Raw genomic sequence first — 22,044 nt, 5'->3', positions numbered from 1 at the left:
GTACATCTTATTACTGCTCCTTTAGACGAGTGTTTCTACTGCTTTGAGCGCCGCACCAACGACCTGGTCCATGTTGTAATAGCGATACTGCGCCAGCCTGCCCACAAAAGTCACATCGGTAACTGTCTCCGCGAGCTCGCTGTAGCGCATGAACAATGCCTCGTTTTCCTTGCGTGGAATCGGGTAGTACGGCTCGCCTTCGGCTCGCGGATACTCCTTTACAATCGAAGTCCCCTGATGCTGTTGCCCGGTGAGGTGCTTGAACTCAGTAATCCTCGTATATTCGTGATCGTTCGGATAGTTGATGGTACCCGTCGTCTGAAAACGCTCCACGTCGCTCAGATGCTGGTGTTGAAAGTGGAGGCTGCGGTACGGAAGCTTGCCGAACCGATACCCGAAATACGCGTCGATCGGACCAGTGTACACAACGTGTCCACATTCGATATTCGCTTTCACCACGTCATAGTCGGTCGACAGACGCACGTCGATATTTGGACTGTCAAGCATCTTTTCGAACATCGCGGTGTAGCCGTGCGCCGGCATAAATTGAAAAGTATCGGTGAAGTACCGGTCGTCGTCGTTCGAACGCGTTGGTATTCGCGCAGCGACACCCGCAGACAATTCAGACAGATCGAGTCCCCATTGCTTGCGCGTATAGCCACGGAAAAACTTGTCGCACAGATCCGGGCCAACGCTGCTCAGCACCACGTCCTCGCTGGTCGTATTGACCTCTCGCGCTTCACGTACCGACTCAAGGAACGCTATCGTGTCCTGCTCGCTCAGATCGAGGCCATATAGCTTGTTGATCGTCGTGCGATTGATCGGTATTGGATACAGATCCCCGTCTACATAAGCCTTTACGCGATGCTCGTAGAAGCGCCAATCGGTAAAACCCGACAGGTACTCGAATATCCGCTTACTGTTCGTATGAAAGATGTGCGGACCATACGGATGGATCAGCACACCGTTCTCATCCTCGCGGTCATATGCGTTGCCGCCAATATGATTTCGCTTGTCTACGACCAGCACACGCTTGCCGCTTGCCGCCAGACGTTCGGCACAGACCGCGCCTGCAAAGCCGGCGCCTACGATAAGGAAGTCATAATTCATCTCTGCGCATCCTCGTATAAAAAGCTGGAATCTTGCATTTGATCAGGTGGAGAGCCATTAAGGCCGTAACCAGAAATTCGGTGGCAAACACCGACATTGCCGCGCCCTGAGCGCCATAAGCCGATGCAAGAGGCACGAGCAGGGCAAGGTTGATCAAGCCGCAGACGACCAGTATCTCGCTGACTCTCTTCTTCATGCCGAGCGGCAGCATCACCTGAACGCCGAGTACATTGTTCAAACAGATGAGCAGCGGCAGGAGGGCCATCCACTTAAGGACGATGACCGCTGGTTCGTACCCAGGGCCCACGGCGATGCGAATGATCAAATCGGCGCCGGCCCAGAGCGCGACCGAAGCCAGTAACATGGTCGAGCCCCCCAGGTAGAGCATCTTGCGCACCAGGCCAAACGCCTTATCGGAGTCTTCGGAAAAGAGCGCCGTCACGCGCGGGTAAATTGCGTTGGCGAACGGTACGAGCGGCGCCTGGGCGACGTTCCGAATCTTGTCGGCTACGCCAAAGTAGCCGACAGCGACGTCTCCCGCAATAAATCCAAGCACCACGCTATTAGTGGTTGTGTACAGACTGATCGCTGCCGTGGAAATGAACATGTGCCAGCCTTCACGAAGCGCTTCGATGACGTCCGCCATGCTCGGCATCAAGGGGATGATCAGTCGGTTTTTTGCGATCAGGATCGATGCGACGACTCCGGCAGCAATCACGCTCATCGAACTGATGAGCGACGCGATCCACGTGTCGGCCGGCGAGTGCACCAGGAAGAACGTTAGCGGAAGCAGTAGCACCCGCGCGCTCAACGTGGAGACCGTAGTAAACGTCATCTGCTCCAGGCCCTGGAAGAGCCACTGTGGAAACAGGACCGTTCCGATAACGACCGGATAGGTAGCCAGCAGAACCGGCAGCAGTTCGCGCAATCTTGCTACGAAGAACGCCGCTACAAGCAGGATGGCGAAGCAGACCACAGCGATAAGCGCCTTTGCGCCTTGCGTCGCCCAAAAGATCTTCGATACCGCGTGCCGATCTTTTTGGACCCGTGCGACTTGAGCAGTCGCTGACCAGTTAAAACCGTAGTCCGTCAGCAGCACGAGATAACCAACTAAGGCTTGCGCGAAGACGTACGCACCAAAGTGTTCCGGGCGCAGAACACGCAACAGGTAGGGAAATGTTGCAAGCGGCAGCAGCATGTTGGCTGCTTGCAGAACTGACAGCGCAACGATGTTGTGTCGGAGGGGACTCGTCATGAGTTAGCCGTTGTCAATACATCGATGAAGGATCGCTTGGAGACATATCTTTATATCCCCTTGGCGGAGTGCGAGTAGGTCTCCGCGGAAGCGAATACCTGATCAGGCCGACGCCGGTTGGGCCTTGCTACCGGCTCCCCGACTCTTCGTCCGAGGAAGCCACCGCTACCGGCAATAAGCCGCAAGTCCGCACTGGTCGGGCGCGGATGCGTCACTGTTGTCCGACTCGGATGAAATTCGTGGCGCACCGTAAACGAGTCGCCACCAGAATCGCCAGGAGCTGAAATAAGCAGACAATTGATTAGGTAAAACGGGTTTGTGCCGTTGCGGCGCAATCACACGAAAGGTCGACCAGCTGCGGCCAGGAAACGAAGTACTTTAGAAATTTGTACATGCTTCGCTGCACCAATGTCATCAACCGGCACAAATTGGAGAGGTATTGGCGCATTCCACCACTTCGATAGTGGCTCAGGCAGGTATGCCAATAGATATCCACAAACCGGCGTGAGAGCGTCGCCATGGGATGGTTGGGAGTACCTTTACGCGTCTGCCTCGCTGCTGTTGCTATCTCCGGGTGACAAAGTAGCCTCTGCCACTCGTTTGGTGGGGCCTCCTGTGGCCACTTCGGCGCCATCGGTTTAGACGGTACGAGAATCACCGCCATGAGCAAGCGCTGCGCGCACGCGATTCGATAGATAGCAGCGCATGCTCTGCGTTATGTGCCAGATGGCGCATTTCGCAGGGTCAGCGGCGATGAAGGCTTCTCATGAAGCAATAGCAGACGTCATGATGACGGAGACCTCCGGCCGCTCGTCGCATCGCGCTTGCCAGTCACGACATACCACGCTCGGCGACCGTTTTTCCACAGCGTGCGCACTCGCCGATAGATCGCGCGACTGACACGCTTCGACGCTTGAAGCGTCCCCTGGGTGGCCTGCGGCGGGTGGTCTTCGAGCCAGCGCAACCGCGCTTCGATATCGCGTTCACGGTCCGCGTAGAGTGAAATCGGGAAGGGATGGCCAAGCCTCCCGTCGTAAAGCGCGCGAGCGGCATCGACGATGTCGCGGTTCTCCTCGCGCTGGGTAAAGTACGCGATGTGCACGAATGGCACGCTGCGCGTACAAACGATTCGCAGTTGGTGTCGCGCACAGTACATATGCATCATGTGCTCGTCGTCCTGCCCACCGTCGTCGATCTTGTCCCATAACCCCTTGCGAAAAAGAATGCAGCCGATCGAATAGCGCGATTCTGCCGGCACTTCGCAAGGTTCGAGGTCCCGAGTCGCAGCGATGAAAGCATCAGGCTGCAGCGTGGTCCGTTCATGTAGCCAGCGCGCGATGTGCGGATAGCCCCATATCGTGCCATTGGTGCCGATCTCGATCTGCTCCGCAGGGATGATTCGCAGCGGAAAGCGCTTGTCCCCCTCGGCCCCGACGAAATGCGGATGCGCCTGGTTCGTGAAGTACTCGCGCTCCAGGTTCATCACGCGCATCACCTCAGGGAAGCCCCAGTTGTTGTTGTTGATGAGCGGGGTGACGTAGGCAAGCCCGTTCCCGCTTTCCTTTTCCGCCGCGTCGTACGTGGCGAGCATCTTGTCGAGCCACCCGCCGGCGATCGGGAACGCGTCGTCGTCCACCTTGCAGATCAGGTCGATTTCGGCGAACGCCGGCTGCGAGAGTAGTTTTTTGATCGTGCGATAGGGTGGACCAGGCGGAATGTCGTCGACGACCCGAACGACGCCCGGAAAAAGCCTTGCGTAGCGCCGCGCGACGGCAAGCGTGCGTTCCGCGTCATAGCCGCCCCGACAGTTCTGAAGCAGGATGAACTCTACGCCTGTTGGCCGGTACGCCATGTGACTGGCGAGGGTTAGTTCGAGCGCTGCGTAGTCGCGACAGAGCAGGACCAGAATAGCGACTCGCCTCGACGCCGCGTTAGAACGGGATGCAGTCATGCTTCTCCTTCGTAGGTGCCGACGAGCACATTGTCTAAGGAACATACATGCGAGTATCGGGACACACTGAATTTGGCGTCGTCTACATCACGAATTTACGAACACCAAGAGTGCCGATGCTAATAACCGCGCCTCAGGGTGCAGCACCGATCGCGGCTACTAAAGAGACAAGACGGGGACACGCCGGTTCATCATAGTACAAGCAACGATGAAATGAAGTCGCATTCCATAGCGCGTCGCCCCTCCTCTCGGCGGCGAACGGTTACTTTAAGTATTGAGGCAAACAACTGCCGACCGGCCACGATCTTGCGCACACAGCGCGCAAAGCGCTCTGTTCGAGCGCGAACGCCTGTAGCGCATCAGGCTCGATCGGCAATTCCGCGACAGGGATGGCGGTGGGCGGCATGGCCATCATGATGCCCAACTCGCGCTACGTTTAGAAGCCCGGGGAGCCTTGTATTTGCGTGCGAGAGCAACGTCGACTCGCGCGCGTCACCGCGACGGCGCGATGCGGCGCGCGCGCCGGGAACGCCTCGACGTCATCGAATTGCGAGGGGTCAGAAGGACGCGCGCAGCGGCGCGATACTGCGAATCACTGCGCGCAATCAGAGCAGAGTGGCTATGCTTGCGAAAAAGTTACGTTTCGCTAACGGGTTTAGCAGTCAGAGGCCATAGGCATGAACCACGTGGTCGCCACCAGCGACGAAGACTTGCCCGTTCACGACCATCGGCGACGCGAAGTTGCCCTCGCCGTTTTGAGCTGGCGTGTATTGGTCGTGGAAGAGTATGGTCCCGTCCGCGGCATCCAATGCATAAAAGTCGTTGCCCAAACCGTCTGCGTAATACACCACACCATTTGCGGCGACGGGCGGGATAGCCGGGTTGAACGCGACTTGGTTCAAGCCGACTTGCGCCGTCCACACGGGTTTGGGGTTCACAGTACAGTTGCTGTCGATCGACAGTGCAATGACCCCGTGCTGGTATAAGTTGTTGCTCCCCGAACCGCCAGGGGACACGACGTAAAGCCGATTCAGCACCGGGTCGAATGCAGGAAGGCCTATGTTGCTGCCGTCGGCTGAAGTTTGGGAAATCGTCAACTTTTCAATGGGGCCCTGCTGCTGAATAGTGGCTCGGTTATAAATGAACAGGTTGCCGGACTTGTTGTAGGCCGCGAGCATCGTCGGGCAGGTGGGACGCTGAAAGAGCAATGCTGTAGCGCCGAAGTCGACGTCCGTGAGGGGCGGAGAAAGCGGCGAGTTCGACGCCGCTACCGCCAGGGTCGGCGTGAGCTTCACGACGTGCTCCGCGAACGCGGCATTTTCCGGCTGGGCGAATGCGTTGCCCGTGAGTGCATAGACGACCGTCCCATCCGGCGGAATCGATACGCCGCCCATACCCCATACACCGCCCCCATCTGGCCCGGTTGCGCCGGTTGGATACCAGCGTTGCAGAATCGCAGCTGGGTTGGTGGTGGACGCGCGGACGACCTGTCCATGGTACGGCTCCGTATCGCAGGGGTCGCCGGCTGTCGCCACGTATATCGACGAATTGTCGGGACTAAGCGTCAAGCCGCCATAGACCATCGTTCTTGGAGTAGCGTTGTTTGGGTCGAGAAGTAGCAGGTTGAAGCCCGGGAGATCCACGCCGGTCTGGAGGTTGTACGCATGCAGGTAGCCTCGCCCGCTCACAACGAAAATCCGGTTGTCGGCATGGTCGATGACGGGCGTGCCCTGCACCCCGATCTTGCCTTGGAACAGCCCCTGGCAGGCCGACGTCAAGATAGCTTGAGGGATAGGGGCGCTCTTCCAAATGATATGCCCTGTCGCGGCATTCAGTGCATATGTACTGTTCCCCTCTGTCCCAACATAGACGATATCGGTTGGCACCCCGTTGATCATCACCCCGACAGCCAGTACCGGCTGAGTCAGGATGGCACCGTCCAGCACAGGTGAGTCCCAGTGCTTTATCAACGTCCTAACGTTGGTCTGGGTGAGCACCGTCTCGACTGGGTTATACCCAGTCCGCTGCCTGTTCATACCAAACGTCGGCCAGTCGGTCGTCGTAAAGGTTGGCGCCGCGACGGCCCCTGGTGTCCGGCTCAATGTAGCGGCAGTCGCTGCTTCGGGAGCCTGGTACGGCGTATCCACCGCCGGCCCGCGATCGTCGAGGAATTTATTCGGATTGATCTTGTCTCCGCCGTTCTGTTTGTCCACGTCCGATCCATCGAGGGCGGCGGCTGGCGGCACTTTCGGTCCGACGCCATGCGGGTGCGGGCCATGAGGGAATGGGTTCAGTGCGTTTGACGACGCCTGAGCGGCTACTGCAAGACCCGGCGCAGATGCCGCTGCCGGTGCCGCGTTCGAACTTTGCGCTTGTGCGCCCGAGCCCGCCGCGCAGGCGAGGATCAAAGCTGCAACGAGCCGAGAAGCGTCGATAACGTTGTGTGCGCTTTTCATGTAGCCACCTCTTGCAAATATTGCTGTTAGCATTGGGTAGACGGCGCACCGCGACTTCTCGCCTCGAACTACTAATTGATACGCGCTTTGCTAACGTGAGGTTAATCGTACGCCATTTAAAACCAACCGCAAGAAATGGCCGCGATGGACTACCGTCTGGCGGACGGGGAATTGTCCCTATTGAGTAATGCAAGGCTCACACACCGTTCGGCTGCTTCATCCGAATGCGCGATTTCGCTGGAAGCAGATCGGCACATCCGGCCACCCCGTCCAGAGCCGTTTTCAATCGACGTGCCATCCGCCGCCGCTGCGCTGACGTTGCGGCCGAAGGCAAACCAAATGATCGATCGATCCATCGCCAAGCAGATTGTCGAGCTCATCAAGAGCGAAGGACTCGACGCCGGCGCGCACCTGCCCGCACAGATGCTCGCCGACCGTCTGCGCGTCTCACGTTCCCCCGTGAACGAAGCGCTCGCGTTGCTGCACGAGAAAGGCATCTTGACGCGGGAAAAGAATCGCGGCTTCTTCCTCGCGAAGCCGCTCTCCGAATCTTTTGCGGACGTGGACGACGAACTGCGCCTCGCCGAGACCGACGTCGTGACGCGCGCCTATTTCCAGATCGCCGACGACCGCCTGAAAAACGAATTGCCCGATGAATTCTCCGAGCAGCTGATCCGCACCCGCTACGGACTGACCAGCGCGCAACTGACCGCGGTGCTCGGCCGCATCGCGCGGGAAGGATGGGCCGAACGCAAACCGGGCTATGGCTGGCAGTTCTCGCCAATGCTGACCACGCCCGACAGCCTGCTAAAGTCGTACCGGCTGCGCCTCGCGCTCGAACCTGCGGCACTGCTCGAGCCCGGTTACCGGCTCGAGCGCAAGGTGCTGGAGCGGTGTCGCGAGGTGGAGAAGCATCTGCTCGCGGGCGGCATCGAAACGGATAGCGCCGACCAGTTGCACGATCGCGGCGTGCGCTTTCACGAGTCGCTCGTCGAGGCTTCGGGCAACAGCTTTTTCATCGATACGATCCGGCGCGTGAACCGCGTGCGCCGTCTGCTGTCGTATCGCTCGATGCAGCATCGCGAGCGCTATGTCGAACACGCGAAGCAGCATTTGCATCTGCTCGAACTGCTGGAGCAAGAGCGCAACGAAGAAGCGTCGGAAGCGATGCGTCAGCATCTGCTGCATACGCTCGACGCGCTGTCGCGCATCAGCGAACTCCTTGAACCCTGAGACCGCCCTTCGCCCTGAACGCGGTCGCCACGAGAACCTCCATGACTATCGATCCCTCCGTCGTCACCGCCTTCACGCCCACGGGCAAGCTGCGCGCGTCGATCAATCTCGGCAATCCGATCCTCGCCAATCGCCATGCCGGGTCCGGCGAGCCGTTCGGCGTGTCGATCGATCTCGCGCGCGCGTTCGCCGCGAAACTAGGCGTCGAACTGGAACTGGTGGTATTCGATACGGCCGCCGAATCGGTGCAGGCCGTCAGCGAGGAACGCGCGGATTTCGGCTTCTTCGCGATCGATCCATTGCGCGGCGAAACGATTGAATTCACCGCGCCGTATGTACTGATCGAAGGCTTCTATCTGGTGCGCGACGACTCGCCGGTGCGGTCGAATCAGGATGTGGATCAGGCGCACAACCGGGTCGTCGTCGGCAAAGGCAGCGCGTACGATCTGTTCCTCACGCGCGAGCTGAAAGCCGCGCAGATCGTCCGCGCGCCGAGTTCAGCGAGTGTCGTGCCGACGTTCATCGAGCAGCAACTGGAAGTGGCGGCAGGCGTGAAGCAGCAACTCGAAGCCGATGCGAAGCAAACGGCCGGCCTGCGCCTGCTCGACGAGCGCTTCATGGTGATCCGGCAGGCGATGGGTGTACCGAAGAGCCGCGGCGAAGCGGCGGCTCGGGCGTTGCGTTCGTTCGTCGAAGAGGTGAAAGCGTCGGGCTTCGTGGCGGAATCGCTCGCGCGGCATGGGATCGCCGGGGCGTCCGTTGCACCCGCGGCGTAGCGGTCGGCTTCAAGCCGACACCGCGTAGTGTGAAGCGCTGCGTCGCGGCGTAACAGAAAGGCGGAGCCGCGCCCGATACTTCGGCGCCGCCCCGCCACACACTACCCTGACCAACCCTCAAACGAGCGTAGTCTGCACATCCACGTTACCGCGCAACGCCTTTGAATACGGGCAGGTCTGATGCGCGCGCTCGATCAACGCGTGCGCCACGTCCCGCTCGACACCGGGAAGACTGACGAACAGACGCGCCTGAAGGAAATAGGCGCCATCGGTGGTGCCGAGATCGATTTCGGCATCGACGCTCGTATCGGCAGGCAACGAAAGGTGCAGCGCGCGCGCCGCCAAACCGAGCGCACCGATGTAACACGCCGACCAGCCGGCAGCCAGCAACTGCTCGGGGTTCGTTCCAACTCCCGAGGTGCCGGGCGACGACAGCTTGATGTCGAGACGGCCGTCCGAGCTGCGCGCGGCGCCTTCGCGGCCGCCGGTCGTATGGGTCTTGCCGGTGTACAGCACGTTTTCGATGCGGGTCATGGTGGCTTACTCCTGTTGATCCAGTGATCTGATATCTGCAAATCCGGGCTCGAACTTGCGTTGGACGTATTTGAACGCGCCGACGTATCTCGCATGTGTCTGGATCAGCGGGTTTGGTATGCGCACGTATCCGTGGGCCGCGCAGATACATTGCGATACAAGGAGCGGCGCGCGGCAACTCGCGCACGCCATCGCGCCCGTCGCTTCATTCAGCGACGCCGGTCGAAATACCGCCGCAGCAGATAGTTCGCGCTCGAGCCATGCAGCAGCACCGACAACACGATTGCATCGAGCACCGCGGGCAGCAGCGGCGTCATCGCGCCGCGCGCGTATTCGAGGCCGAACATCAGGTAGTAAAACGCGCCGACACCGCGAATCCCCATCCATGCCATCAGATACCGCTGGCTGCTGTCGATGCGCGCACCCATCATCGCGACGACGACGGACAGCGGCCGTGCGACGAAAAACAGAAACACCGCGGGCAACACGGCGCGCACGTCGAGCATCTCGCGCCAATGCGCAGACACGACGCAGCCGATGATCAACATCAGCGACAACTCCGCGAGCCGTTCCATTTCGCGCGTGAAGCCCATCATCGATTCGGCGAGAACCGCATGCGCCTTTTCCGGGTCTTTCGCGACATCGGCCCTTTCGCCGTGCTGCACTTCGTCGAGCACTTCGGACGGATTCTTGTCGCCGGTCGAGCGCAATTCCTCGTGACGCACGGCGACGCCCGCCACGAATACCGCCACGAACGCATACGCGTGCACCAGCAGCGCCGCGCCGTATGACGTCGCCATCAGCCCTAGCGCGAGAAAGCCGTCGAGACCGATCGCTTCGCCGTAGCGGGTGCGCAGCAAGAAGATCGCGCGCGCGAACACGATTGCGGATACGCAGCCGACCGCGAGCGCGCTGACGATCCCCCACAGCACCGAGCCGGCGAAATGCACGCCGCTGCCGGAGCCGAACAGCCGCGCGCCGGCAAGCGTCAGACCCAGCACGGCAAACGGATAGGCGGCGCCGTCGTTGAGCCCGCCTTCACCCGACAAAGCGAAGCGCACGGGTTCGTCGTCGCCGGCCTGGGTCACGCGCAACTCGTTGGCGAGCACTGGGTCGGTCGGTGCGAGCGCTGCCGCGAGGAACAACGCCGCGCCGTCCGCGCGTCCGGTCAGCCAGGCGGTGAAACCGAACATCAACGCGACGGTGACGATCATCGCGGGGCCGCCGAGCCGCAGAGGCAACCACCACAATGGATTGCGCAGCCGCACGCGCAGATGCATGCCGATCGAAAACAGCGACACGACGAGCCCGACTTCGGCGAGCGTCGCGAGCAGCACGGTATTGGCGAGCAGATCGACACCGACGAGCCCGGACACGGCCGGACCGACCGCCACGCCGACCAGCAGATAGATCATCGCGCCGGTCAGCGGCAAGCGGCGGATCGGCCCGCGCGCGACCGCCATGAACGTGAGCAGTGCGCCGATCAGCAGGAACCAGACCGGTTCGTCTCTCATGGCGGAATCGCGCGCGCAAGCGGCGACGGCGGCAACCGGGCCGCGTCGCCGCTAGTGCGCGCGGCTGGCACCGTGGGGCGCGCTCGCGCCCTGCTGACTGCGCTGTCCGTGCTGAGCCGCGGCCTGGTTCGCGCGCCCCGCCTGTTCGCGTTTCGTCTGGTCGCGGCTCAACTCGCCGGGTGGCGTGCCCGACTGGCCTGCTGTGCCCGCGCCGCCTTCGGTGCCCGCGTCTTTGCCGGCCTGCGCGAATAGCAACGGTGGCGCGGCGTCAGCCGGCTGAGTCCCGGCCCACTCGACGGCTTGCGCGCAGACGAAGTCACTCGCAACACTGAACATCGCGGCAATGGTCAAGCGCTGTACAACCTTGTTCATCAGCGGCTCCCCGGTTTGGACAAGCTGGATATGCACTGTCCGCTCCGTTGCAAGCCGCGTTCCTCGCTCACACACCGAATGGAAAAGTCTCAGCCGCGTGGTACTTCTCGTCGGCGGAAACGGGCAGCGCGGTCACCGCGCTGGTGCGATCGAACCACACGAACGCATCGAACTGATCGGCCAGCGACGCTTCCGCGTAGTGGCTATACCGCTCGGTCTCCGGACGATAAATCACGCCGATGAAGCGCTCCAGCAGCGACGCGCGCAGCCGTTCGCGCAGCGCGTCGTGCACGCCGGGCCGCAGGTCGAGCAGAAAGCGTGCGAGGCCGGTGGCGTGCATGCTGAATTCGACGCTGCCATCGAGCGATGGCCGCACGGTCTTCACTTCCATCGGCCCGTCCCAGTCGCTGGCCGCGGCGACCGTGCCGCTGTGCGTGCCGAAGCCGATCAGCGCCGCCGCGTCGCCGAACTGCGCGCGGCACAGCTGGCCCAAATTGATCTCGTCCTGCACGCGGCCCATCTGCGTGGCGCTCGCGTCGCCGATATGCGAGTTATGCGCCCACACGACCACACGCGCCTGCGGCCCGTGACTGTCGAGCGCATGACGCAGCGTGTCGAACATATGCGTGTCGCGCAGATTCCAGCTTTGCGGTCCGCCGTAATACATCGCGCGATAGTAGTGCTCGGCGACAGCCACGAGCCGCGCATTCTGCGCCGCGTCGAGGAAGCGTTCGCCGTCTTCCCGTGCATAGTCGAGCCGGCTTTTCAGCAGATCGCCGAGCTGGGCGACCACGTGCTCTTCGCACTGCGCGTAGCCGCCGCTCAACGCGGCGCGCCCATACACGGCGGGATCTTTCTGCCACGGACTGAGGCACCCATAACGCCCGCGCGCGATGCGCGCCGCGGCCGGGTCGACGCTGTCCAGATAGCGCAGCACCGCGTCGATCGATTCGGACAGGCTGTAGATGTCGAGCCCGTAAAAGCGCGTCTCGCTGTCGCGGTGCAGGGCATTGTGCGAGCGCAGCCACGCGACGAAGCTCATGAAATCGTTGTTGCGCCACATCCAGGTCGGAAAGCGGCGAAACGGTCGAGACCGTTCGCCGGGCATCGGCCGGTCGCGCACATGCCGGTCGATGATCGCGGCATCGGGCCAGTCGGCCTCGACCGCGATCATCGAAAAGCCGTGCCGCTCGACGAGGCGTCGCGTGATCGCCGCCCGCGCGCGATAGAACTCCGACGTGCCGTGACTGGCCTCGCCGAGCAGCACGACGCGCCGCCCGGCGAAGCGGTCGAAAAACGCCGCGAATTCCGCGGAATCGATGTCGGGTAACGGTTCGGCCGCGTCGCGAAGCGCGAGTTCGAGTGCGGCCGGCTTAGGCGCGGCCGGCTTAGGTGCGGCCGGCTTAGGCACGGCCGGCTCAGGCGCGGCCGGCTCAGGCGTGGGCCGCGAATCCGCATGCGGCACCCCGCCCGGCGCCGGCCAGCCGTCGTCACCGACGAGCGGCACGAAGCGCACGTCGGCGAATGCATGTTCGTCGTAGTCGTGCTCGTCGCGCCGCACGATCTTCACGAGCCGCTGACGGCTCGGACTGCTGCCGACCGGCATCACGAGCCGACCGCCTACCGCAAGCTGCACGCGCAGCGCCTGCGGCACACGCGGCCCGCCCGCCGCCGCGATGATCGCGTCATACGGCGCATGCGCGGCAAAACCCGCGGTGCCGTCGCCGACATGCACTTCTACATTCTCGTAGCCGAGCCGCTGCAAGCGCTCGCGCGCGCCCTCGGCGAGGCTCGCGTCGCGTTCGATCGAATCCACCCGGCCCGCGATCTCCGCGGCAATCGCGGCCGCATAGCCCGAGCCCGTACCGATGTCGAGTACACGGTCGCCGGGCTGCAATTCGGCGGCCGCAAGCATCTTCGCGACGATGTACGGCTGCGAGATCGACTGTTCGCCGCCAATCGGCAGCGGCGTATCGTCATACGCGAAGTCGCGCAGATCGGACGGCACGAACGCTTCGCGTGGCACGCGCCGCATCGCCTCGATCACGAAGTCGTCGCGCACGCCGCGTTGCACGATTTGCCGCTCGACCATCCATGCGCGCGCTTCGTCGAAATCGCCCATCGCCGCCTCCTCGCGAATGCGCAGCGCTGCGCGCGCCACGCATCGCGACGGGGCCGCGCGCGAGTTCGCTGCTCTTCCACGCTTCAGCAATGAGCATACCGCCGGCTTGAACCGATGGCGATGCGCGAAACGTGAAGCGCGCGCGGACCGATCCTTGCTGAGCTTTTGCACGAACAAAACGCCGGTCCGAATCCGTCGCACAACAAGGGCGAAAATCATGAACGTTCCCATGCAGGTCGTGTCCTTCCTCAGTTCGCGAGGTCTGACGCTCGCGACCGCCGAATCCTGCACCGGCGGCCAGATCGCGTCGTATCTGGCTAGCGTGCCGGGTAGCGGCGCGTGTCTCGATGTCGGCTTCGTCAGCTACTCGCCATCAGGCAAAGCAGGCTTTCTCGGTGTGCGGGAAAGCACGATGAAGCAATACGGGCTCACCAGCGAAGCGGTCGCGCGCGAAATGGCCGAGGGTGCGCTGCGTCAGGAAGGCTGCTGCGCTGACATCGCGGTATCGAACACGGGGCTTGCCGATGGGGGCTCCGCTGACGGCCCGCCACCGGGCACGCAATGCTTCGCATGGTCGTTCCGACGGCCCGGCAATCAGTTCGTCACGTTCGCCGAGACGCGGCGCTTTTCGGGCGACCGCAACGACGTGCGTTCGGCCGCCGCGCTGTATGCATTGTCGCGCGTCGAGCATTACTTCGATCAACTTCCGCGCCTCGAGCGGGACCACTGAAGAGAGGCCGAACGATGAATCTGCTCCCTTCCTTCGACACCGACGCGTGGCAGCAGGCAGTGATCGACGAACTCGGCGTCGAGCGCGATTTCGACGTGGCCCGCGAGCGCGAGCGGCGTGTCGCGTTCCTCAGCGACTACCTGGCCTCGCAAGGCTTGCACACCTATGTGCTTGGCATCAGCGGCGGCGTCGATTCGTCGACTGCCGGACGCCTCGCGCAGCTTGCCGTCGAACGTCTGCGTGCCACCGGCTATGAAGCGCACTTCGTCGCGGTGCGTCTGCCGTACGGCAGCCAACGCGACGAAGAGGACGCCGCGGCCGCCCTCGCGTTCATCTGCCCCGACGAAACGCTGACGGTCAACATCAAGGAGCCCGCCGACGCGATGCTGTCTTCGCTCAAGCGAGGCAACGTGCAGTACGTCGACGACTTTCATGAAGACTTCGTGCTCGGCAACATCAAGGCGCGGCAACGCATGATCGCGCAATACGCGATTGCGGGCGCGCGGGTCGGCGTGGTGATCGGCACCGACCATGCGGCCGAATCGCTGATGGGCTTCTTCACGAAGTTCGGCGACGGCGGCGCCGATATCCTGCCGCTGGCGGGTCTGACGAAGCGCCGCGTGCGCGCACTCGCGCATGCGCTCGGCGCATCGGGGCGGCTCGTCGACAAGGTGCCGACGGCGGACCTCGAATCGCTGACGCCGCAGAAACCGGACGAAGACAGCTACGGCATCGGCTACCAGGACATCGACGACTTTCTCGAAGGCAAGCAGGTCAGCGATGAAGTATTGACGACGATTCGCCGCTTTTACATGGCGACGCGCCACAAACGCGCGCTGCCGGTGGCGCCGACGCGATCGTCGGCGTCGGTGTAGAGCGCGGCGCCCGCTTATCCGGCGCGCGGGCGTTTGGCGCGCTTCGGCGCTTCGATGTCCTCGCCCGGCGTTTCCTGCAGTTGCTGTTCGGGCGCGATGCGCGAGCCGCGGTCGCGATCGGCGGACTGATCGGTCGGCTCCTGCGGCGCGGCAGTGCCTTCCGCCTCGATCTGCCGGCGCGCTTCCTCCCAATGGTCGTCGGCTCTGCCTTCCGGCGACGGATCGTTTTCCCAGATCTGGTATGCCCGCGTGCGGATGCGGGCTTCGAGTTCCTTGTCCATATGTGTTTCTCCGTGAACGTGAGCGATGCCGCGGCACGGCGCCGCGCGCGCCGGGTCCGGATGACGGCGAGCGAAAGGCGAGCAAGGGTTGTTCCGCGCGGCGCGCGTTGGGTCGATGGCACCGCGTCAGCAAGAGAGCGGCTGCCACACAACTCCACCGTGAGCCGGTCGTGAACCGGGACAAGCGTTTGATGGGGATGCCGTCGTCACCGCGGCGGGTCGCCGCGCGCTACCCAGTCCACGCGCTTACGCCTCGGGGCAGGCAAGGTCGGCCGCGACGATCCGCGCGCCGTACTCCTCGGCGGCGAGCCGCGCTTCCTCGATGCTGTTGAACGGACCGACTTCGGGCGCGCCATCGAACGGGAACAGACGGCGGCCATCCACTTTACGGCTCACCAGCAGATCGGCATAGAATCGTCCATCGGCGCTGCGTCGAGCAGTGACGTAGATCGAAAAGTCGTCGCGCGAGGCGATCGCTGCCGCCGGATACTGCGTGAGTTTCAGCTTTCTCCTTGACATGGCTCTCCCTGCCTGCATCAGGCGATCCTGTTGTGCCCTCCTGAAATCGATGTTAATGGACATGCAAACGGGTGCGTTCGTCCGTAAGCGTCGACTTATGAACGGGACTGTCGCAGCGACGCTTTAAGGTTCCAATCAGGTCCTGTCGCCAACCGCCCGGCTGCCCGCCTGATCCAGCCGCGCTTGCAGCGTTTCCTTGCGCGCCGCGATCTTTTTACCGAGCCCCGCGAGATCGCAGCCGGTGCGCCGCAAGGCCGGAAAGAGCTCGCCTTCCTCTTCCTCGACGTGATGCCGCACCAGTTCGGCCATGACCTTGAACGTCGCGTCGAAGCCTTTGTCGCCCGGCTTCAGCGTCGTGAACTTCGCGATTAGCGTCTTCACCAGAAAATGCTCGACGTAGGCTTCATCGACATCGAGCTTGCCGTCGTCGGGTAGTGCTTGCTGCGCGGCCGGATACAACAGCTCTTCCTCGATGATCGTATGCATCGTCAGCTCTTCGCACGCACGCTGCGCCAGCGCGGCTTTGGCTTCGAGCGTGTCGCGCTCGTCACCGCGCGACTTGCCGAACGCATCGAACAGCTTTTCGACGGCGCGATGATCGGCTTCGAGCAGCGCGAGCGCGTCGGGTGCGTTGGCGGTTTCGCGTGCAGCGGTGGGCTTCGTGTCGTTAGACGCGGATTGCGTTGCGCGGTGGTTCATGGCGGCTCCTTCGATCGGTCAAGTGCCCGCATCGAGCAAACGCCGTACCGTGTGACCGGTCGCGTGGCGGTACGTCGATTGCTGCTGGTGGTCCGGCGCGGCGTGTTGCGCGCCAACCTCCCTCCCCTCTTTTCAACGCCCGATGAGAATCGCCCAGATCGCTCCGCTTTACGAAAGTGTGCCGCCGTTCGCGTACGGCGCGACCGAACGCGTCGTGTCGTATCTGACTGAAGAACTGGTCGCCCGCGGCCACGACGTGACGCTCTATGCGAGCGCCGATTCGACGACCGCCGCGCGGCTCGTGCCAATCTGCCCGCGCGGTCTTTGGCGCGACACGAACGTATGGGACACGCAAACGCATCACGTCCGGCAATTCGCGCGCGTGATTCGCGACGCGGATCAATTCGACGTCGTTCATTTTCACGGCGAGCCATTGCATTTCGCGTGGGCCGAGCGCTTGCCGTGCCGTACGCTGACGACGCTGCACGGCCGTCTGCTGCTGCACGATCATGGCCCGCTGTTTCGCGAATTCGCCCGCGTGCCGGTGGTGTCGATCTCCGCGAGTCAGCGCCGGCCGGTGCCGTGGGCGAACTGGCAGGGCACGGTCCATCACGGCCTGCCGCAAGACGAGTTCTCGTTTCAGCCGATAGCCGGTTCCTACCTGCTTTTCCTCGGCCGCATGATGCCGGAGAAACGTCCCGATCTCGCGATCGAAATTGCCCGGCGCAGCGGCTTGCCGTTGAAGATCGCCGCGAAGATCCATCCCGGCGAGCGCGACTATTTCCGCGAGCGCATCGATCCGCTGTTGCGGCGCTCGACCACGTTCACCGAATACCTCGGCGAAGTCGGCGGCCTCGCGCGCCGGCGGTTGATCGAGAACGCATGCGCGTTGCTGCTGCCGATCGAATGGGACGAGCCGTTCGGCATGGTGATGATCGAGGCGATGGCGTGCGGTACGCCGGTGATCGCGTTTCGCCGCGGCGCGGTGCCGGAGTTGATCGAAGACGGCGTGAGCGGCCTGATCGTCGACAACGTGGACGCGGCCGTGCAAGCCGTTGCGCGCATCGACGGCATCGGGCGCGACGCGTGCCGCCGCGCGTTCGAGCGCCGATTCACGGCCGCGCGCATGACCGACGACTACCTGACGATCTACGACGCGCTGCTCGCACGCGCCACACGAGACCATCCGCGCGCGACCGGCAGTCATCCCGCGCCGGTGTAATCGCCGTTCAGTTGCGATCGGGCGCCTTGGTACGATCGTCATGATCGTCGGACTCCGTCGCATAGCGACGCGACTGGCCGAGTTGCCGGCGCAACTCGTTCACCTCGTTCTTCAGATCGATCATGCGCAGTTCGCGGCCGATCGCCGCCTTGTTGGACCGCTCGAGTTCCTCGTTGCGCGCGCGCAGGTCTTCCTCGGCCCGCGCACGTCCGACCGCGGCCCAAGTGCGCTCGGCCATCAGTTCGAGAAACATCAGTTCGTCGGGCGCCCACGTGTGCGCGGTGTCGAAGTGCACCGTCAGCGCGCCGAGCACGCGGCCCGACTGCACGAACGGCATGTTGGCCCACGCGCCGATGCCGAATGCGTGGCAGGCGCGCCGCTCGGCCGCGCTAGCGGCGGGATCGGCCATCACGTCGTTGCTCCAGCCGCTGCGGCCGGTGAACAGCGCGGCGGTGAGCGCAGGCCCGGCGTCGTTGATCGCGCAGCGGCGGCCCAGCATATCGGCCGTGCCCGCGAGCGCGTCGGTCGCGACGATTTCCAGTTCGTCGGGGCCACGCGCTTCCGAGTAGTTGACGCGCGCGGCGCCGAACTGCTGACGCAGCATCCGGATCGCCGTCGATCGGGTATTGCGGTATCCGGACAGCCCGCGCAGCGCGTTGGCGAAGCGCACCATGAAATCGTGCATCGCGCTTTCGCGCAGCACTCTTTCCGCGTGCTTCAGGTCCGAGATGTCGGTGACCGTGACGGCCACGCCGCTCGTGCCGGTCTGCGACAGAAACGGGCGAATGCGCCGCAGGAACCATCCCCCGCTGGCATTGCGCACCTCGGCTTCGCGCGGTGTCCCGCTCTGCATTACCGTGAGCACGTCGCGCAGGAAATTCACGTCGTCGACCTTCGGCGAAATATCGGCGATGCCGCGTCCGACGTCGCCCGTTTTCAGCGGAAATATCTCGCAGATCGAAGGCGTGAACCAGCGCACGCGCAGCGCCTGATCGAGAAACATCGCCATCACCGCACCGGCGCTCAATACGCCGCTTTGCATCTCCAGTTCCGCGATCTTGCCGGTGAGCCGCGCATTGGCCTGGTTCAGGTCGTCGTTGACGAGATTGAGTTGCTCGTTCGCGGCTTTCAGTTCCTCGTTGAGCACCTGCAACTCTTCGCGCGACGCCTCCAGTTCCTCGCGCGAGATGCGGATCGCTTCGCTCCACTCGCTCGAAGCTGCGACGTCCGCAGCGTGGCTCGGCAGCGCAACGGGTTCGGTGGCGCCGGGCCGAATCTCTCGCGCGCGGGAAATGAACGATGCGAGCAGCCGCGGCGCGGCGCCGTTTTGCGCGCTTCGAATCGGTGTGAGCCGGATCTGGAACGCGTGCGTGACGTTCCCTTCTTCACGCAGGCCGTTGACGATCGTCGGCTGACCGTCTTCGAGCGCTATCTTCGCGGCCGCCTTCAGGCTCGACGCCAGTTCGCGCTGCGTCAGTTCGAGCAGGTTGTCGGTGGGTTGGCCGGCCGGGACGCGCAGGTATTTTTCCGTATCGCCATACACCCGCAGCACGCGAAATTCGTCGTCGATCAGCACCGACGGGAAGTCCCGCTGCGCATGCACGCTCGAATGACCGATGAAAGGCACCGCGCTCGCGCGCAAGCTTGTCGCGACACGCAACGGGAAGCGGACCTCGACGTCGCTCGCGGGGCCGGTCTTGCGGTAAATATGCCAACGGCTCGACACGACTTTGAAACCGCCTTGCCGCGACAACAGCGGTTCGCCCTTGCCGAGGAACAGATAGCCGCCCACCTTCAGCGAGTTGTGCAGCAGGAATACGACGCGCTTGACCGCTTCGGGGTCGAGATAAATCAGCAGGTTGCGACAAGTGACCAGATCCAGGTTCCTGAACGGCGGATCGAGCAGCAGGTCCTGTGGCGCGAATACCATCTTTTCGCGCAGGTGGCGTTTGATGCGCCAGTTGCCGTCGGTGGAATAGAAGAACTTCTGCTGGCGTGCCGAAGAGACGTTCTTCAGTGCGTCGCTCGAAAACGCGCCGCGGCTCGCGCGCGCGACGATCTCCGGCGACGCATCGGTCGCGAACACCTGGAAATCGATGGGACGGCCAGTCTTTTCCGCATGCTCGTGCAGAAGCATCGCGACCGAATACGCTTCTTCGCCGGTCGCGCACGCCGGTGTCCAGGCCCGTACGACATCGCTCGCGCGGCGCTCGCTCAGCATCGGCTCTATGACCTCGTGCCGCAGCACGTCCCAGGCGGGCGCATCGCGGAAGAACTCGGTCACGTGAATCGGAATGCCGCGAATCAGCGCTTCGAGCTCAGCCGGGTCGTCGCGCAACAGCGACTCATAGTCGCCGAACGATTCGGTACGCCGCAAATCCATGCGCTGCTGGATGCGCCACAGCAGCGGGGTCGCTTTGTAACCACCCAGATCGAAGCCCGCCTGCTTGCGGATCAGCCCGACGATCTCGTCGAGCGTTCGCGTAATCTCGCCGGTCCACGCGACTTCGTTGGCCGGCCGCACATAGGCGGGTGACGCACAGCGGAGCAGCTGTTTCGCGATCTCGCCGACCGGCAGAATGTAGTCGGCGGCGCCGCGCGAAATCACCGCTCTCGGCATGCTGTCGTTCATCGTGGTGACCGGGTCCTGCACGAGCACCACGCCGCCGGCCCGCTTCACGCAGATCGCGCCGGCCGCGCCATCGGTGCCTGTGCCGCACAGGATCGCGGCAAGCGCGTGCGAGCCGCGATCTTGCGCGAGACTTTCGAGGAATGCGTCGATGGTATCGATGCCGGGACGGCGGCTGCCGCCGTCGACCGGCCGCGTGCGAAAGAGCCCGCCTTCGAGGGTCAGCACGTCGTCGGAACCCGCGACGTAGACGTGATTCGGCTCGGGACGCTCGCCGTTGTTCGCGGCACGGACCGGCAGCAACGTCCACTTGCTGACCAGATTCACGAGCTCGTCCGATCCACCCGGCAGCTGGTGTTGCACGACGACGAGCGCAAGCGCAGGTTCGGCGGGCAAGGCCTGAAGCAGGCGATGCATCGCTTCGATGCCGCCGGCGGATGCGCCAATGCCGACGACGTGGCAGCTTTCCGCTGGCGCGGAAGCTTGAATCGGAGTCGCCATGAGTGTGAGCTTGCGCAGGAACGTCATATCGTGCCGGCCATGTCCGGCACGCCTGTCCTTACATGTTCATCATATGCCTGTGCGTGGCGCGCGGCGCTTTCGGCCAGCTTGGCCGCTTTGTGGCGCAGGCTGAAAACCGGTGCCGGCGCAAGGACGCTTTCACCGACGACGGCGCAATAAAAATGCCCGGACGGCATATCGCTTGCTCATTACTTTGACTGACACGAAAGGCCCGTTTTTCCGTCCTGCTTCCACGTCCCGGAGTCCACTTGACCCACCGTGATTTCATCGTAATCGGCACGTCGTCGGGAGGGGTTGACGCACTGCGCGCGCTTGCGTCGCAGCTTCCCGTCGATATGCCCGCCAGCATCGCCGTCGTGCTGCACATCGGCGCGCACGGCAGCATGCTGCCCACGCTTCTAAACCAGGCCGGCCCGCTACCCGCCAAGCACGCGCAGGATGGCGAACATTACGCGCCCGGCAGAATTTACGTGGCGCCGCCCGATCGGCACCTCGTGGTAGACGATGGCCAGCTGCGGCTGCTGCATGGCGCGAAAGAAAACTTCGCGCGCCCCGCGATCGACCCGCTGTTTCGCAGCGCGGCCGCGCAGATGGGACCGCGCGCGATCGGCGTGATCCTGACCGGCCTGCTCGACGATGGCGCCGCGGGCCTCGAAGCGATCCAGGCGTGCGGCGGCACGACGGTCGTGCAGGACCCCGACGACGCGTTCGCGAGCGAGATGCCACGGCACGCAACGCCCTTCGCCGACCACGTGCTGCCGCTCCAGCAACTGGGCCCATGTTTGGTAAAACTGACCGGCGGCATTGCCAATCCGCGGGTAAATCTCGGCCCGGCGCAGCGCGAGGCCTCCGACCGCGTCGCCCTCGAACAGCGCGCGTGGCTGTCCGGCACCGCGCCGTTCGAGGCGATCGAGGGACTGGCAACGCCGTCGACTTTCACATGCCCCGAATGCAACGGCACGCTGTGGCGCATCACCGGTTCGCGCGTGCTGCGTTACCGCTGCCATACCGGCCATGCGTATTCGGCCGCGTCGCTCGACGACGGCCGCATGATCGATGCGGAGATGTCGCTGCGCAATGCGCTGCGGGCGCTGCGCGAGCGCGAAATGTTCAGCCGCGAACTCGGCGAACACTTCGCGGCGATAGGAGACACCGCTGCCCAACAACGCGAGGAGGACAACGCCCGGCGCGCGGGCCACGCGGCCGAACTGTTGCAGTCGACGCTGCTGGAAAAATGAGTGCAA

The 22,044-nt window shown here is 63.3% G+C and carries 18 protein-coding genes; 6 read left to right on the top strand and 12 right to left on the bottom strand.

What is annotated here, in order from left to right; genetic code table 11:
- Positions 1 to 21 precede the first annotated feature (21 nt).
- The 4 genes from glf to AB3X95_RS28795 form a co-directional block, all read right to left on the bottom strand.
- The gene (gene glf / locus AB3X95_RS28810) at positions 22 to 1,110 is read right to left on the bottom strand and encodes a UDP-galactopyranose mutase (protein ID WP_176366818.1); all 1,089 of its coding nucleotides are present in this window, start codon (positions 1,108 to 1,110) and stop codon (positions 22 to 24) included.
- Complete coding sequence (locus AB3X95_RS28805) at positions 1,100 to 2,365, bottom strand: flippase (RefSeq protein WP_176123623.1); 1,266 nt, start codon at positions 2,363 to 2,365, stop codon at positions 1,100 to 1,102. The genes glf and AB3X95_RS28805 overlap by 11 nt, the downstream gene beginning before the upstream one ends.
- Positions 2,366 to 3,149: 784 nt before the next feature.
- Positions 3,150 to 4,316, bottom strand: a complete 1,167-nt coding sequence (locus tag AB3X95_RS28800) for a hypothetical protein (RefSeq protein ID WP_176366819.1) — start codon at positions 4,314 to 4,316, stop codon at positions 3,150 to 3,152.
- Between the two features lie 662 nt (positions 4,317 to 4,978).
- Entirely contained in the window at positions 4,979 to 6,529 is a 1,551-nt protein-coding gene (locus AB3X95_RS28795) for a PQQ-binding-like beta-propeller repeat protein (protein WP_368623204.1), read from the bottom strand.
- 582 nt (positions 6,530 to 7,111) lie between these two features.
- Here AB3X95_RS28795 and AB3X95_RS28790 point away from each other — a divergent pair.
- Together AB3X95_RS28790 and AB3X95_RS28785 are read left to right on the top strand one after the other, a co-directional pair.
- A complete protein-coding gene (locus AB3X95_RS28790; RefSeq protein WP_368623203.1) occupies positions 7,112 to 8,005 on the top strand; it encodes a GntR family transcriptional regulator in 894 nt (297 codons plus the stop codon).
- A gap of 41 nt (positions 8,006 to 8,046) precedes the next feature.
- Positions 8,047 to 8,781, top strand: coding sequence for an ABC transporter substrate-binding protein (locus tag AB3X95_RS28785; RefSeq protein WP_368623202.1), 735 nt, complete (start codon positions 8,047 to 8,049; stop codon positions 8,779 to 8,781).
- A gap of 117 nt (positions 8,782 to 8,898) precedes the next feature.
- Here the strand turns inward: AB3X95_RS28785 and AB3X95_RS28780 are convergent, their stop codons facing one another.
- The 4 genes from AB3X95_RS28780 to AB3X95_RS28765 form a co-directional block, all read right to left on the bottom strand.
- Complete coding sequence (locus AB3X95_RS28780; protein ID WP_176123628.1) at positions 8,899 to 9,315, bottom strand: organic hydroperoxide resistance protein; 417 nt, start codon at positions 9,313 to 9,315, stop codon at positions 8,899 to 8,901.
- A 209-nt stretch (positions 9,316 to 9,524) separates the two neighbouring features.
- Positions 9,525 to 10,829, bottom strand: a complete 1,305-nt coding sequence (locus tag AB3X95_RS28775) for a cation:proton antiporter (RefSeq protein ID WP_184228714.1) — start codon at positions 10,827 to 10,829, stop codon at positions 9,525 to 9,527.
- Between the two features lie 51 nt (positions 10,830 to 10,880).
- Positions 10,881 to 11,201: a hypothetical protein gene (locus AB3X95_RS28770; RefSeq protein ID WP_368623201.1), complete on the bottom strand. Its 321-nt coding sequence runs from the start codon at positions 11,199 to 11,201 to the stop codon at positions 10,881 to 10,883.
- A gap of 67 nt (positions 11,202 to 11,268) precedes the next feature.
- A complete protein-coding gene (locus tag AB3X95_RS28765) occupies positions 11,269 to 13,323 on the bottom strand; it encodes a protein-L-isoaspartate(D-aspartate) O-methyltransferase (protein ID WP_368623200.1) in 2,055 nt (684 codons plus the stop codon).
- 217 nt (positions 13,324 to 13,540) lie between these two features.
- Here AB3X95_RS28765 and AB3X95_RS28760 point away from each other — a divergent pair, with 217 nt between their 5' ends.
- Together AB3X95_RS28760 and nadE are read left to right on the top strand one after the other, a co-directional pair.
- Entirely contained in the window at positions 13,541 to 14,053 is a 513-nt protein-coding gene (locus AB3X95_RS28760; protein ID WP_368623199.1) for a CinA family protein, read from the top strand.
- Positions 14,054 to 14,067: 14 nt separating this feature from the next.
- The gene (gene nadE, locus AB3X95_RS28755) at positions 14,068 to 14,928 is read left to right on the top strand and encodes an ammonia-dependent NAD(+) synthetase (RefSeq protein ID WP_368623198.1); all 861 of its coding nucleotides are present in this window, start codon (positions 14,068 to 14,070) and stop codon (positions 14,926 to 14,928) included.
- Between the two features lie 14 nt (positions 14,929 to 14,942).
- Here nadE and AB3X95_RS28750 read toward each other — a convergent pair whose 3' ends face one another.
- From AB3X95_RS28750 to AB3X95_RS28740, 3 genes are all read right to left on the bottom strand, one after another.
- Complete coding sequence (locus AB3X95_RS28750; RefSeq protein ID WP_368623197.1) at positions 14,943 to 15,209, bottom strand: DUF2934 domain-containing protein; 267 nt, start codon at positions 15,207 to 15,209, stop codon at positions 14,943 to 14,945.
- 246 nt (positions 15,210 to 15,455) lie between these two features.
- Positions 15,456 to 15,728, bottom strand: coding sequence for a DUF6723 family protein (locus tag AB3X95_RS28745; protein WP_176111751.1), 273 nt, complete (start codon positions 15,726 to 15,728; stop codon positions 15,456 to 15,458).
- A gap of 135 nt (positions 15,729 to 15,863) precedes the next feature.
- The gene (locus AB3X95_RS28740; RefSeq protein WP_368623196.1) at positions 15,864 to 16,427 is read right to left on the bottom strand and encodes a hemerythrin domain-containing protein; all 564 of its coding nucleotides are present in this window, start codon (positions 16,425 to 16,427) and stop codon (positions 15,864 to 15,866) included.
- Between the two features lie 142 nt (positions 16,428 to 16,569).
- Between AB3X95_RS28740 and AB3X95_RS28735 the strand changes: the two genes are divergently transcribed.
- Complete coding sequence (locus AB3X95_RS28735; RefSeq protein ID WP_368623195.1) at positions 16,570 to 17,649, top strand: glycosyltransferase family 4 protein; 1,080 nt, start codon at positions 16,570 to 16,572, stop codon at positions 17,647 to 17,649.
- Positions 17,650 to 17,656: 7 nt separating this feature from the next.
- Here the strand turns inward: AB3X95_RS28735 and AB3X95_RS28730 are convergent, their stop codons facing one another.
- Positions 17,657 to 20,779, bottom strand: coding sequence for a CheR family methyltransferase (locus AB3X95_RS28730; RefSeq protein ID WP_368623194.1), 3,123 nt, complete (start codon positions 20,777 to 20,779; stop codon positions 17,657 to 17,659).
- 269 nt (positions 20,780 to 21,048) lie between these two features.
- Here AB3X95_RS28730 and AB3X95_RS28725 point away from each other — a divergent pair, with 269 nt between their 5' ends.
- Positions 21,049 to 22,038, top strand: a complete 990-nt coding sequence (locus AB3X95_RS28725; protein ID WP_368623193.1) for a chemotaxis protein CheB — start codon at positions 21,049 to 21,051, stop codon at positions 22,036 to 22,038.
- The last annotated feature ends 6 nt before the right edge of the window (positions 22,039 to 22,044 follow it).

Source organism: Paraburkholderia sp. BR13444 (assembly GCF_040948755.1).
Taxonomy (GTDB): domain Bacteria; phylum Pseudomonadota; class Gammaproteobacteria; order Burkholderiales; family Burkholderiaceae; genus Paraburkholderia; species Paraburkholderia youngii.
Note: the sequence above shows the minus strand (reverse complement) of the source record. Positions and strands in the feature narration are given on the sequence as shown.